We start from the raw sequence: 14,559 nt of genomic DNA on the forward strand, positions 1-14,559 counted from the left end.
TATTAGAAGGGAAAACAACGGGTTTTCCCCTCTAATTTTTTGCCACATTTTCTCTTTGGTATTTAGCAACCATCTTCTTAAGTGCATGTGATACAGCAATAAAGCCAAAGCTGGCAGTTACCATAGTTGCAGCACCAAAGCCTGACGCACAATCCATCCGTTTTGAGCCATCTGCCGTGCTTTTAGCAGCACAGACAGAACCATCACTTTGTGGATAAACCAATTGCTCTGTGGAAAAAACACAATCAATACCTAACTTCCCTTTGCTATTTTTCACCACATTAAAATCAGACTTCAATCGCTCACGTAACTTAGCCGCTAGAGGATCTTGAACTGTTTTTGCCAGATCAACCACTTGAATTTGGGTTGGATCAATTTGGCCACCTGCTCCACCAGTGGTCACAATAGGAATTTTATAACGTCGACAATAAGCTAAAAGCGCAGCCTTCGGCCTAACACTATCAATGGCGTCAATCACATAATCAAATCCCACAGCAAGCAACTCTGCTACGTTATCAGCTGTTATAAAATCATCCACAACATTAACAGTACATTCAGGGTTAATCTCAAGGATCCTGGCTTTCATAACATCAACTTTTGGCTGGCCAACGGTTGTTTTGAGAGCATGCAGCTGACGATTAGTATTAGTAATACAAATATCATCCATATCGATCAACGTGATCGCACCAATACCAGTACGAGCCAACGCTTCAGCAGCCCAAACGCCTACGCCACCAATACCAATCACACAAATGTGAGAACGAGCAAAAAGAGACAGCGCCTGCTGCCCATAAAGACGACCGATTCCAGCAAAACGCTGCATCCAAGCATCTGAAAGCTTAGTTTGCATAATAAGTAACAACCTTAATAACTACATATACTCGTCATACTTCAAGTCGCAGCACTTTTCGTTAAGGTATGACGACTCATTCACTTGTCGCCTAGCTGCATCATGAATTATTTAGAGCACAGTTCCAAAAAGTGGTTGGCTTTTCTTCAAAACCCACACTCTTCCATAATGATTATAAAAACCGGCCATTTTACCTGCTTCATGACCTGTCCCGTGATAAATATCGAAATGATGGCCTTTGATAGCCCCACCTACATCAAGGGCAACCATCATACGCATTTCGTAACGCCCCGTAAATTTACCCGTATTATCCAGAACAGGGATTTCAGCCAATAATGCGGTGCCAGGTGGTATCAATGTTTTATCAGAAGCAACAGAAGCTTTAGCAATCAGCGGTACTGCACTTGCCCCTCTTACTGGTACAAATGATTGTGGTTTAAAGAAAACAAATGAAGCATTCTCTTCAAGTAGCTGGCGAACTTCTTGCTCACTGTGGCTATTTGTCCAATCATGGATTGCTTGCAGAGACATTTTTTCTAAAGGAACTTCACCACGATCTACAAGAACCTTACCGATGCTTTTATATCCATGACCATTTTTGCCTGCGTAACCAAAGAAATTTAATGGGCTACCATCACCAAAATCAACATAGCCACTGCCTTGTACTTCCATCATAAAATTATCAACAGCTGAGTTGCTATAAGCCAAAATCAAATTATCGCTTAAAGCACCATTATAGATGGCAGCACGGCTAGGCAATCGTTTCTTTCCTTTTGGCGGCATGGCATAAAGTGGATGTTGGAAAGTGCCTTGTTTAGTACGACGTGCTTCAATAACTGGGGTATAGTAACCCGTAAATTGCACGTTACCGTAGTTATCTACCCCTTCCATCTGGAAAGCGGTTAAATTGAAATTTGCCAACAATTTAGGATCACCACCCGCAACTAACCAGTTTTCAATTGCATGGTAGGTATCATTGTTATTTTGAAAGAGTCTTGGTGATGCATTTTTGATTTCAGTAATTTGGCGCTCGAAGTCTTGCGAGTTGACAGGACGCCCCTGAACATTCAGTTGGCTGACTTGTTTAAGATCTTGATTTAAACGTCCATCTTTATATTGCTGCCCTTTGTCCGTCGGATGAGACTGACAACCCGCCAACAACGAAATAAATGCCCCTGCGACACACCATTTTTGCCATAGTTTCATATCATAATGCCCACACCAATCCAATATGTAGCGCACAATAGCAAACCCAAATCAATAATGAAATGACAAAAATTATTTAGTACGTTAATTAATTCATTCACTCATACATGAGTTTAATAAATGAGCATGGAGAGTGATTTTTGTTCTATTTATGCGAAATTTTGAAAAAAAACACGAAAAAACTTGCATCAGATCTCATCCCGAGTATAGTGCCCGCATCGGACGCGGGGTGGAGCAGCTTGGTAGCTCGTCGGGCTCATAACCCGAAGGTCGTTGGTTCAAATCCAGCCCCCGCAACCAATAATAAGTTAGTATCAAAATATATTTCAGGCGCGGGATGGAGCAGCCTGGTAGCTCGTCGGGCTCATAACCCGAAGGTCGTCGGTTCAAATCCGGCTCCCGCAACCAATATCCCTGAAATATACCCTCTTCTGTCGCGGGGTGGAGCAGCTTGGTAGCTCGTCGGGCTCATAACCCGAAGGTCGTTGGTTCAAATCCAGCCCCCGCAACCAATTTTCGTCATTTCCAATAGAATCCACAAATAAAAAAGGCAACTCACATCTCTGTTCGCCGCCTCTTAAAAACGCAATATCATCTGATTAATTTCTTATGGCAAGTTCACCGCCATTGCGGAAATAAGCTTTAATTCCATGAAAGATTGATTCAGCCATTTGCTGCTGAAATTTAGCCGTTTTTAGTTTTCGCTCTTCCTCAAGGTTACTGATAAACGCCGTCTCAACTAAAATAGAGGGGATCTCCGGTGCTTTAAGTACCGCGAAGCCTGCTTGATCGACTTTGTTTTTATGTAAGCGGTTCACTTTCCCCATACGCTTTAACACTTCATCACCAAACTTCAAGCTATCATTGATGGTCGCCGTTTGCACTAAATCAAGCATCGTATGGTCAAGGTATGCGTCTCCACTTTTACTCACCCCACCAATTAAGTCAGCTTCGTTTTGAGTTTGAGCAAGGTAGCGGGCTGTGTTACTCGTCGCCCCTTTAGTTGATAACGCGAACACAGAAGAACCATTTGCAGAGCGATTAGTGAAAGCATCAGCATGAATTGAGACAAACAAGTCCGCTTGCATTTTCCGCGCCTTCGCAACTCTAACTTTTAATGGGATAAACACATCTTCATTACGTGTCATATAAGCACGCATTTCAGGATCTTTATCAATTAGCGCCTTTAAACGCCGTGCGATTTGCAGCACCACGTCTTTTTCGCGTGTTTTATATTTACCCATTGCCCCGGGATCTTCACCGCCATGACCTGGGTCTATCATGATAATAATTGGGCGATCTCTACCTGCTTGACCTGGTTTTTTGGCCTGAGCAGGCATTTTTTCTTCTAAATCACCTTTATTGTAATCTTCTAGTAATGCCAATAATGGATCATCATTTGCACTAACACCCTGCGGATAGAAATCCATCACTAAACGATTTTTAAATTCAGCAACTGGGCCTATAGTAAAAATCTGTGGGCTAACTTTATTTTTAACTTCAAAAACCAAACGTACTGTTTTTGGATCGAATTGTCCGACCCTAACTAATTTTAAGTGAGGATCTCGAGATTGAATTTGCGTTCCCATTTGCTTCAGAACATTATTCAGCTGCACACCTTCGAGATCAATAACTATGCGCTCAGGATTGTGTAATACCAACTGACGATATTTTAATGGGACAGTCGATTCTAACGTTACTCGTGTATAAGACGATGCCGGCCAAATACGAACGGCAATAACGTTACTACTCGCAGCAAAACCGAATGGGCTAACGCTGAGCAACATAACTGCCGCTGCCCCTTTGATAAAGCGGCGCTTCGATGAACTGTGATCTCGGTGACTCATCAATAATTCCGAACCTAAAACATAATATCAGGTGATTTTAGAATAAAAGCCAAGTAGAGGCCAGAAAGATAACTCTAACGAATCATTAGCATACTGTCATCAAGAATACACATTTAAATATAGAGATATGTAAACTCAAATAATAAAAATGTTACAAGTCTTATCTTATCTTTTACTTGATATTTATCGCTAAAAAGAATAAAAATACATAATTAACGAATAAAAATTCACTTAAGAGGGTGGTTATGAAAGAGCGCAGCACCGAATTGGTTGATGAATTTCGCCATTCGGTACCTTATATCAATGCCCACCGCGGCAAAACGTTTATTATTATGCTTGGTGGCGAAGCAATTGCGCACGAAAATTTTCCAAGTATTGTCAATGATATAGGGCTATTACATAGCCTTGGGATCCGTATTATTGTTGTTTATGGCGCTCGCCCACAAATTGAAGGCATTTTAGCTGAACATAATTATGAGGCTATTTACCATAAACATACTCGGGTTACTGATTCGAATACACTTGAATATGTTAAACAAGCCTCAGGCGCTTTATTACTTGATATTACTGCACGTTTATCAATGAGCCTGAACAATACGCCATTACAAGGTGCCCACATCAATGTCGTTAGTGGAAACTTTGTTATTGCCCAACCACTTGGTGTTGATGATGGTGTTGATTATTGTCACAGCGGACGTATTCGTCGTATTGATGAAGATGCTATCAATAAGCAACTCGACAATGGTTCTATCGTGCTAATTGGCCCAGTTGCTGTTTCTGTCACAGGAGAAAGCTTCAACCTCACTTCCGAAGAAGTTGCTACTCAACTCGCTGTCAAAATGAAGGCGGAAAAGCTGATTGGTTTTTGCTCTTCGCAAGGTGTTGCTGATAAAGAAGGTAATATTTTATCTGAGCTGTTCCCCAATGATGCAGAAATTCGTATTCAAGAATTAGAATCTGAAGGTGATTATTACTCAGGAACCGTTCGTTTCTTACGCGGAGCTGCGAAGGCTTGTCGCCGCGGAGTGCGTCGTAGCCACCTATTAAGCTATCAAGAAAATGGAGCATTGATCCAAGAACTATTTTCCCGTGAAGGTATCGGTACGCAAATTGTTATGGAAAGCGCAGAGCAAATCCGCCGTGCCAATATTAATGATATCGGAGGGATCCTTGAGCTTATTCGCCCTCTTGAACAACAAGGTATCCTAGTTAGACGATCGAGAGAACAACTTGAGATGGAAATTGATAAATTTACCATCATTGAACGCGATAGCTTAATTATCGCATGTGCTGCGCTATACCCCTACCCCGATGAAAAATTAGGTGAAATGGCCTGTGTTGCAGTGCATCCTGACTATCGCAGCTCCTCTCGAGGAGAAGAGTTATTACATCGTGTCGCATTACAAGCAAAACAATTAAGGCTAGATAAATTGTTTGTCCTTACAACACGTAGCATCCATTGGTTCCAAGAGCGAGGCTTCGTACCTGCGGAAATTGAAATGTTGCCTGTAAAAAAACAGGCTCTCTATAATTACCAACGACGCTCTAAAATTTTGATGCTTGATTTAAAAACGCAAGCAGATAAATAACTCACTAAACGACTAACCTAACTCTTAGGTTAGTCGTTGGTTATGCACTTATGATTTAGGCTATTACGCTATTTGCACTATGCGTGATTTTTCACAGAGTGGGAAGCTATCAATCACAGGCTGGATGAGTGCTGACATCTCTGCAAATGAAGTACCATAGAAATAGAATGCAGTTTCTGTCGGTCCTTCCCAAACGCCATGGATTGCACCTATCTCTTCAACAGCCTCATCCAGTTTATCGAAAATTTCATTAATATCGCTATTTTCATAAACCTCATCAGGTAATTCAGTACCATTGAAATATAGCGCCAGCCCTTCTTCATCACCAAACTCAATTACGGTGTCTTCACCATGAATGACTAAGCGAGATCCTTTAGGAGCTAACATTGATGAAAACAATTGAATAATCAAGCTAATATTCTCATCGCTTGCATCTGCAACCGCGAGTTCAATATCGCACTCTTCGGCTTCACCATTATCAGAAAGTAAAGTTCCACCACCAGTCACTTGGATTTCTTTTCCCATTCCTTGCATGACTTGTGTAAATGCATCCTCTAAATCAGCACGTCTTTCCGGTTCAATCCTAGCTTTTAATGTTACCGTCATCGCCGTCATTTCTTGCTGGTTTTCCATATCATTACCTTTTTGCATTTAAATCCAATTATATTGCCAAAACTACGGGTGTTACTTTTCTTTGGCACTCAAAAGCTGTATTGCCAAACCACTACGCCGTTTGGTTGGTGTTTCAATAGCGCGACGAATGATTTTCATACCGCAATACAATGAAAGTTCTTTTTTTGCCCGAGTAATTGCTGTGTAGACGAGCTCACGAGTCAATACAGGCGAATATACCTTCGGTAAAACTAAAGCGGTATGAGTAAACTCCGAACCCTGTGATTTATGAACCGTCATTGCATAAGCTGTTTCATGCAATGGTAAACGATTAGGCTGAATACCTTTAATTGTTCCATCTGGGTATTGAAAGTATGCCCTTAATGCACCATCTTCATCTGGAAGTATGATACCTATATCACCATTAAATAAGCCTAGTGGGCTATCATTACGGCTGATCATAATAGGCCTTCCTGCATAATGTTTGTTCATCTGATTGTATGGACGGTGGATCAACCCTTGCCGATGAAGCAGTTTTTCTAGCTTGTCATTGATCCCCATAACACCATAAGGGCCATCTCTCAAAGCAGTCAATAACCGATATTGATTAAACTTATGTAACACCTCAGAAGCAAGCTGCCTAGTTTTTACTGCTAACAGATATTCCTGATAAAAGCCTGCCGCTGCAATCAACATTTGTGCATAATCGTCTTCATCTTGTTGTAAGTATGTATGCACATCGGCTAAGTCCTTAGTTAATAATTTTTCAGCGTGCTTTGTATCACCTTCATTGACCGCTAAAGCTAACTGCCCTATTCCTGAAGATGCAGAGAAACGATAACTTTTGCGTAGTAAGCACAGGCTATTTCTAATTGGGGGTCCTTGCTCAGAAGTAAAATGTTCAAGCGAATAATTGGTCAATTGAGATAACTCAGCGGCTCGTTGAGGACTGTAGCCTACATCAGCAAATTGACAAATATCACCAAGTACAGCTCCCGCTTCTACCGATGCTAACTGATCTTTATCACCTAAAAAAATTAATTTTGCCTGTTTGGGTAAAGCCTCAATCAACTTCCCCATCATCGGCAAATCAACCATAGATGCTTCATCGACAATCAATATATCTAGCACCAATGGGTTATCTTGATTGTAGCGAAATTGCTGGCTTTCAGGTTGTGCACCTAATAATCGATGCAGTGTTTTAGCCTGATTGGGTAACATGCCTCTCTCATCATCATTAAGTGGCAAGCTATTTAATGCTGTCCCTAAAGATTCTGTTAGCCTTGCTGCCGCTTTTCCTGTTGGTGCTGCAAGTTCAATTTTAATAATTTGCTTATTATTGACTGCAAGTTTAATTAAAGCGGCGAGGATCCGTGCAACTGTGGTTGTTTTTCCTGTTCCCGGACCACCTGAAATGACAGATACTTGACTAGTGACTGCAACTGCCGCAGCTATCTTTTGCCAATCGATTTCATTGGCTAAAGGAAATAGCCCATCTAATATGAGTTTAACCGCTTGGTTATCATACTGAGGCAACGAAGTATGCGAAAAAAAACGAGATACCCTTTGTTCGTATTGCCACAAACGCTGAAAATACAAGAAATGATTAGATAAAATTAACGGTGATAGCTCTTTCTCATCAGCTAAAGAGACAAAAGGCGCATCTTTGATATCTTGATAAATAGCTTCGGCACTCGGTTCCCCGATTGCTAGCCAAAATTCCTCAGCTAATTCAGGATGCCTACCTGCAAATAACGTCTCAACACTAATTTCAGACAACGCTAAACACACGTGCCCAGCCATAGTCTCCGAACTTAATAAAGCTGCGGTAAAGAGTAATAATGGGCTCTGCCCTTCTGCGATATTGTAAGCAAACTGAACATCAAGAGGCGTGAACAAATGTTCTTCAAGCGCTTTATCAAACAGCTCTTTCATCATTTTTCTTGTTCCTCTAATGCCTTACAAAATAGCTGATCAAGCTCATTGATAAACGAAGATTCAGGTCGATAATAGAAAATACCATTTTTCGACTCAGCCCGATCAATACCTCGTAAGAAGAGATAATAAACTCCTCCAAAATGCACATCATATTGATAATTTGGTAAACGTTGTTTTAGATAGCGATGTAATGCCAATGAATACAGCTGATATTGTAAATCGTAACGATGATCTACCATGGCTTCTGCCATGGCGGCTTGAGTATAACTCTCTGCACTTTCACCGAGGTAATTTGATTTATAATCAAGAATATAAAACTTACCTTTCCATAAAAATGTCAAATCAATAAACCCCTTCAAAATACCTTGAACTTTTTCAAAGTTAAGAGGCGGGCATACTTTAGATAATGGGTCATAACGATGCGTAATTTGATCAAGCTGTTTAGCTTCTAATAAACTATCAATAGGTAGGTAAAACTGCATTTCATCTAGCATATCACTGGCCGCTAATGCAGATAAACATAAGCCATCATCGTTAAGCGGCGCTTGAACAATCGCAGTCAGCCATAGCTGAAGCATATCGGCCCATTTACTCTCAAAGCCCGAGAGCTCTAATTTCTCCACCAGCCACTCTAATGAAACCTCTTGAGAAAAATCGATTTCTTCCATTAGTTCATGTAAGAACGTGCCTGGAGCTGCTCCTTTAGGGAATTGATGAGGCGTTAAAGTCTGTTCATCTTTTGAAGGAAGAGAGGCATCAATACTCACTTCAATATCCATTGTGGGTGCGAGTGAGTTCGCCAACTGTTCAGCACTAATTGTTTGTGCACTTTCAACATGCCCACTACTGTAGCTTAAACCTGAATAACTCGTAACTCGCCAATGATCATCAAAAAAACGGGTAATATTCCTTGCACAAAGCACTTCATCATCGACTTCACTTAAAGATAACGAATTGGATTTAATATGTGCTATTTGTTCGACACTAATCGTGCTATTAACTAGCTCAGCTAATCTTGCATTAAGTAAATTAAAATCCCCTGCTTCACCTTTTTGTATTAAATAACCTAGAGCAGATAAATGCAGATCTGTTTCGCCGCTTTTCTTGCGGTTACCTTTAATGATAGGGGCAATACCAACACTACAATGATAAATAGCACGAGTGAGTGCAACATAGAGTAAGCGTAAATCCTCAGCTAAACGTTCTTGATCGGCAAGCGCTACGTTTTCTTCACTATCCGCTAAATCTAAACGTGTACCGTAATCTTCACGATCATGAAAGAGGGCTTTTGATTGTGGTAAAAAATTGCTCACAAAAGGTAGCCAAACAATTTTATATTCAAGCCCTTTCGATTTATGAATAGTGCTGATTTGCACTAAGTGTTTATCGCTTTCTAAACGCATTTGTTGGGCATTCGATTGATGGTCTGGATGAGCTATTTGCTGTGTTAACCAGCGAACTAGCGTATGTTCCCCTTCAAGTTGTAAAGACATTTCTTGAAGTAGCTCACCAATATGCATCATATCCATCAAGCGCCGCTCACCATCTGTCGCAGCAAGTAATGTTTCCGCAATATGCCGCTCTGCCATCAGTACCCGTAACATAGGTAATACTCCCCGCTTGTGCCAAATTATGGCATAGCGGGTAAACTCATCGACCAGTGCTTCCCATGCTTTTTCATTATAATTCAAAGCATCTATTTGCTGAGCATCCAACCCAATAAGACCTGTCGCTAGCGCACAACGCAACACTCGCTCTTTTTCTGGAGACAATACAGCTTGAAGGATCCATAACAGATCCTTTGCTTCTTGGGTGGCAAATACACTTTCACGATTTGATTGGAACACCGAGGGGATATTTAATTGGTTCAAAGCATCTCGGATCAAAACAGCTTCTCGGCGGCTTCTAACTAATACCGTAATATCTGCCGCAGAAACTGGTGATTGCTTCCCATCACCATTTTGAAAAACCGCAGTACCAGCTAATCCCCCCTGTAACCATTCACTGATTTTCCCAGCACACTGTGATGCCATGGTTTGCTCATAATCAGTAATGGATACCGCTTCTCTATCTAGATGCCAAAATGTCAATGCCGTCAGTGCCTGACCATTTTCCAATAATTTTTTACCTGCATTTTTTGCAGAGAAATTAACAGGGTTGAATGGAATTTGTTCAAATATAAACGGATTATCACAATGTCTAAAAATGTGGTTTACTGCCTCTACCATATGCTCAGATGAACGATGGTTCGTTTCTAACGTATAATGGGCGTTAACCTGCTTCTTAGCCTCAATATAGGTAAAAATATCTGCTCCGCGAAATGCATATATTGCTTGTTTCGGATCACCAATAAATAATAAAGCGCTGTGTTCGACACCACGATATATACGCTGAAATATACGGTATTGTTGTGGATCTGTATCTTGAAACTCATCAATCATTGCGACAGGAAAACGCTGGCTAATTGCCTCAGCCAGAAACTGCCCACCTTCATTTTTCAATGCTTTATCTAAGCGAGTCAGTAAGTCATCAAACCCCATTTCACCACGACGATGTTTTTCATGAGCAATACTTTGCCTCACTTCAGTAATAGCGAGAGGGATAATTAAATCTTTAATCGTCAATGATTGTGTAAGCAATTGGTCGATTTGAATAAATGCTTGATGTTCAGGACCAACACCGCTTTTCGATTTTTCATGTAAAGTGGCTTGAGAGAAGCGAATAATCTCTTTAGGCAATTGATAATCTTGGGTATCTTCCTCTGCCCAACAGGTTATTTTTTCTAACCAACTGGGTAAATAACGAGAGCTATAGCTGCGTTTATCGACATCTGAGTTAGTGATTAATTTTTCAAATTCACTGCACCCATCTAACCATGCAGCTTTGACATCATTAATTAAGCTAATAAAACGTTGATGTCGTTCTTCAAAGGTCTCTGTATCCTCTCCTCCATTAACAATATATGGCATATCCCCTTGTAAAAACGGTTTTATTTCAGCCAATAATGCTTCTGGGCTATTCCATTGTGACAAAATAACTTTTGCCATCGAATAATCAAGAGGATAAAAGTGGCGGCGCCAAAAATCAGCGCATGCTTGCTTTTGAATTGGTTGTTCATCTTGGATCATATTTTGTTCAAACAAAACGCCCGATTCAAAAGCATTGTTGACTAACATCCTTTGGCAAAAACCATGAATAGTATAAATAGCCGCTTCATCCATTTGCCGTTCAGCCGTTAACAACCAATTTGCTGCAAATTCTCGTTGTTCTGGAGTTGCAATTTGTGAAAGTAGCTCCAAATATTCAGGCTGATCCTCAAACCCTACCCCCTCACGAATACACGCGAGTCGCATATTATGGATCCGCTCACGTATGCGACCACGCAATTCGTTGGTTGCTGCCTCAGTAAAGGTCACAACCAAAATTTCCTCAACGCTAAGAGGCCGAGGGAAAGCATTTGCTTCCCCCAACCCAAGCAGTAAACGCAGATAGAGGATCCCTATGGTATACGTTTTACCGGTACCCGCTGATGCCTCAATTAATCGCTGCCCTTGTAAAGGCAATGAAAAAGCATCTAGCAATTGGGAACTTATCTGCATTTTATTCACTCTGCATCTTCCTTAATTGGTAACATCTTTTGGAACTCTGAAGCATTTGGATAGAACACCCAGCCTTTCAGTGGTGCGTATCCTGTTTTTTCATCAACATCCTGACCAATAACTTGAGACGTTAACGCTAAACCTTTACGTTGCATCACTGCATTTTGGTAATAATCAATAACTTGCTGCTGTGTCGTTTTACCAAATAATTCAATAACTTTAGCTCGAGTATCAAAGGTAAAGATATTGCGGCTAAAGTCAGATGAATAGCGTCCTACCTCTTCATAGAAAGTTTGTGGTGGTTGCTTCATTTCTGTAATGATCGACTGTTTATACTGTTCAAACTCTTGAGCGGGTAATTTTTTCAACTTTTCAAGAGCCGTACTATAAAACTCTTGATAACGAGTATTTAAGTAATCAGGCGTTTTTGCATTACTTTGCAGTAAGAACCCAACCCCCCACTGATCACCTAAACCTACTTTGAATGCAAACACAGCATAACCAAGTTGCTCGTTAGTTCTAAGCTGATCATAGAACCATGGTTGAATAATATTAGACAGTAAACCAGATAGCACAGCCCCCTCAATACGGCTATACCCTTCAGGAATAAAAATTTCTGCTAACGCATTATCCGTGCTTTTGGCTTGATTATGAAAATCGGCTAGATAAGGCTTATCAATCACAACAATGTCACCACGCCACCAGCCTTTTCCTTTGCTTTTCAGTAAATCACGAGCATCTTTAATAACATTAATACTTTGTTTATCGGTTAAATTACCAATTACCATAGCTTGTAATGACGCGCTCTCTATCACTTTACTACGGTATTTCGTGATATCTTTTAGAGAAATACTGTCTAATGTAGATAATCGCTCTTCTTGTTCAAAATAAGGAACAGTATCGATACGTCGTAGTGGCTGCATAGCTATTTCATAAGCCTTAGCATTATTGGCTACTTTTATTTGTTCCTGATACCAAGATTTAGCTTGAATAAGCTCTCTTTCTGTTGGCTCAAAGCTTAAATACAGCTTTGTCATCGATAGAAATAGCTCAGGTAAATGCTGAGTATATCCACTCGCATTAAACTGCAATCCAACGCCTTGTGAAACAGACACCGACATACCTGCTACCGATGCTTGATATTGCAGCTCATCCATTTTTAATGATGCTATATATTGCAATAATGCTCCAGTCACTTGGGATTTAGCATCTTGATCACCAACTTTTGTTTTCAGTAATAAATTAATAGTTGCTTTAGGTTCATCTGCAAAATATTGGCTTGGCATATACAGCACACGTGTATTGCCATCCTGATAAACTAATTCAGGATGTTTATAGGTTTTTTCTGTCTTAATTAATGACAAGTTATCCGGAATGTATGGGTTCAATTCAGGTAACCTAAATTTCATTTTAGATTCTAGCTGCTCCCATTGGGTTAACTGCTTCTGAGTTATTTTATCGACCTGATAAGCTGCATCAACAAAGTAGGCTTTCTTATTGTGTGGCTCATTTGGGCTAATAAACCAAATCCGTGCATCCTTAGCCGTTAGCTCAGAGAGCCTTGCCTTTATTGCCGAAGGATCATATTTGTCCGCAATATAATCAGAATCTAATACATGGTTGACCGGTACATTAATCATTTGGTCTGATAACCATTCAATGTAGTTCATATCTCTGACAATAGAGCCATAACGGAACGATAAATTCAGTACATTCGCGATTTCATCAAAGTAACTTTTGGTTACCCCTTCTTTTTTCAACAGATCAATATAAGCAAATACAGCCGCAATAATTTCATCACGTTCTGCCAGCCCTTTATCTGTCAAAGTAATGTAGATAGAAAAAGTCCCATAATTCCGATCTGCGTTAGGCATTGCAGAGGCACTAATCCCCTCAGCCAATCCTTCAGAAACTAGCCAATCTGCTAATGTGCCAGGACTGCGATTCCCGATTAGATAACCAATGTATTCATCACTTTTACTGCGAAAATCAGCCATATTGTTCTTAATACTGAACTCTAATTGAATGGCTTTTTGTGGCTGAGCAGGGATATAGTGGATCACAATCCCTTTTTCATTGTCTGTGACAGCGGGAACATCCGTTGTTGGCGCTTTAACATTATGGTCTGGAATACGCCCAAAGGTTTCTGCTGCAATTTTTGCCAGCGACTCAATAGATTGGTCACCATACAGAACACCATTCATCAAATTCGCCGAATAATATTGCTTATAAAAACCCACTAGCTCATCTTGTAACTTACTACCGGGTTTATCTTGCAACGTCTCTAAATTTCCACCAGAAAAGCGTGAGTTGGGGTGATTAGGATTTAATGTTTCAGAGCGAACTTGCCATAGACGCATTCCATCACGGGAACGAGCCATAGTCAGCTCCGCATTGACGGCATTTCGTTCTCTATCTGCATTAGTCGGATCCAGTAGCGGCTCAGCTAAAGCATCCGCTAATCTATCCGTAGCATCCTTTAAGGCACTATTTTCAACTTCTAAATAGTAAGCAGTACGATGTGCCGCGGTACTGGCATTATGACTCCCACCATGCTTTTGTAAAAACTCAGACAAACTGCTGGGTTCTGGATATTTTTTAGAGCCCATTAACACCATATGTTCTAAATAGTGTGCAAGCCCTAATTGGCTATCTGGGTTTTCTAAGCTACCAACAGGAATAGAAACAGCGGCTAGTGATTTAGTCGCTTTTGGATCTGAAACCAATAACACTATCATTCCGTTATGTAGCTTAACGGCTTGATAGGTTCGTGGATCATTTTCGCTCTTATTGATAGTTTCGGGTAACACCTGCCAAAGGGGCTGGCCAATCGCTGCTGCCCCCCAAACCATTAAGGTTACCAATAAGAAAAATTGAGCGATACTTTTGGATAAACGTCGCATCCTTTAATGCACCCC

General features: G+C 40.6%; 8 protein-coding genes and 3 tRNA genes. 4 read left to right on the top strand and 7 right to left on the bottom strand.

Annotated features, from left to right (window positions below; genetic code table 11):
- Positions 1 to 31: 31 nt before the first annotated feature.
- Together tcdA and mltA are read right to left on the bottom strand one after the other, a co-directional pair.
- Positions 32 to 850: a tRNA cyclic N6-threonylcarbamoyladenosine(37) synthase TcdA gene (gene tcdA / locus JI723_RS15890; protein ID WP_272580656.1), complete on the bottom strand. Its 819-nt coding sequence runs from the start codon at positions 848 to 850 to the stop codon at positions 32 to 34.
- Between the two features lie 111 nt (positions 851 to 961).
- Positions 962 to 2,056, bottom strand: coding sequence for a murein transglycosylase A (mltA, locus tag JI723_RS15895; RefSeq protein ID WP_070927308.1), 1,095 nt, complete (start codon positions 2,054 to 2,056; stop codon positions 962 to 964).
- 223 nt (positions 2,057 to 2,279) lie between these two features.
- Here mltA and JI723_RS15900 point away from each other — a divergent pair.
- The 3 genes from JI723_RS15900 (at position 2,280) to JI723_RS15910 (ending at position 2,568) form a co-directional block, all read left to right on the top strand.
- Positions 2,280 to 2,356: transfer RNA gene (locus JI723_RS15900), tRNA-Met, on the top strand.
- Between the two features lie 31 nt (positions 2,357 to 2,387).
- A tRNA-Met gene (locus JI723_RS15905) sits at positions 2,388 to 2,464 on the top strand.
- 27 nt (positions 2,465 to 2,491) lie between these two features.
- Positions 2,492 to 2,568 (top strand) — tRNA-Met (locus JI723_RS15910).
- Between the two features lie 87 nt (positions 2,569 to 2,655).
- Here the strand turns inward: JI723_RS15910 and amiC are convergent.
- Positions 2,656 to 3,903, bottom strand: coding sequence for an N-acetylmuramoyl-L-alanine amidase AmiC (amiC, locus tag JI723_RS15915; protein ID WP_272580657.1), 1,248 nt, complete (start codon positions 3,901 to 3,903; stop codon positions 2,656 to 2,658).
- 245 nt (positions 3,904 to 4,148) lie between these two features.
- Between amiC and argA the strand changes: the two genes are divergently transcribed.
- Complete coding sequence (argA, locus tag JI723_RS15920; RefSeq protein WP_337979552.1) at positions 4,149 to 5,492, top strand: amino-acid N-acetyltransferase; 1,344 nt, start codon at positions 4,149 to 4,151, stop codon at positions 5,490 to 5,492.
- A 63-nt stretch (positions 5,493 to 5,555) separates the two neighbouring features.
- Here the strand turns inward: argA and JI723_RS15925 are convergent, their stop codons facing one another.
- Genes JI723_RS15925 through ptrA form a run of 4 tightly spaced genes read right to left on the bottom strand, consistent with a single transcriptional unit; the run spans position 5,556 to position 14,544 of the window.
- A complete protein-coding gene (locus JI723_RS15925; RefSeq protein WP_140180515.1) occupies positions 5,556 to 6,125 on the bottom strand; it encodes a hypothetical protein in 570 nt (189 codons plus the stop codon).
- Positions 6,126 to 6,176: 51 nt separating this feature from the next.
- Positions 6,177 to 8,039 (bottom strand): exodeoxyribonuclease V subunit alpha, encoded by a 1,863-nt coding sequence (recD, locus tag JI723_RS15930; RefSeq protein WP_272580740.1) that lies wholly within the window; start codon positions 8,037 to 8,039, stop codon positions 6,177 to 6,179.
- Entirely contained in the window at positions 8,039 to 11,641 is a 3,603-nt protein-coding gene (gene recB / locus JI723_RS15935) for an exodeoxyribonuclease V subunit beta (protein ID WP_319067392.1), read from the bottom strand. The genes recD and recB overlap by 1 nt, the downstream gene beginning before the upstream one ends.
- A 5-nt stretch (positions 11,642 to 11,646) precedes the next feature.
- Positions 11,647 to 14,544 carry a pitrilysin gene (gene ptrA / locus JI723_RS15940; RefSeq protein ID WP_319067393.1) on the bottom strand — a complete coding sequence of 966 codons (2,898 nt, stop codon included), beginning with the start codon at positions 14,542 to 14,544 and terminating at the stop codon, positions 11,647 to 11,649.
- Positions 14,545 to 14,559: the final 15 nt, after the last annotated feature.

The organism is Providencia manganoxydans (genome assembly GCF_016618195.1).
In the GTDB taxonomy this organism is placed as follows: Bacteria; Pseudomonadota; Gammaproteobacteria; order Enterobacterales; family Enterobacteriaceae; genus Providencia; species Providencia manganoxydans.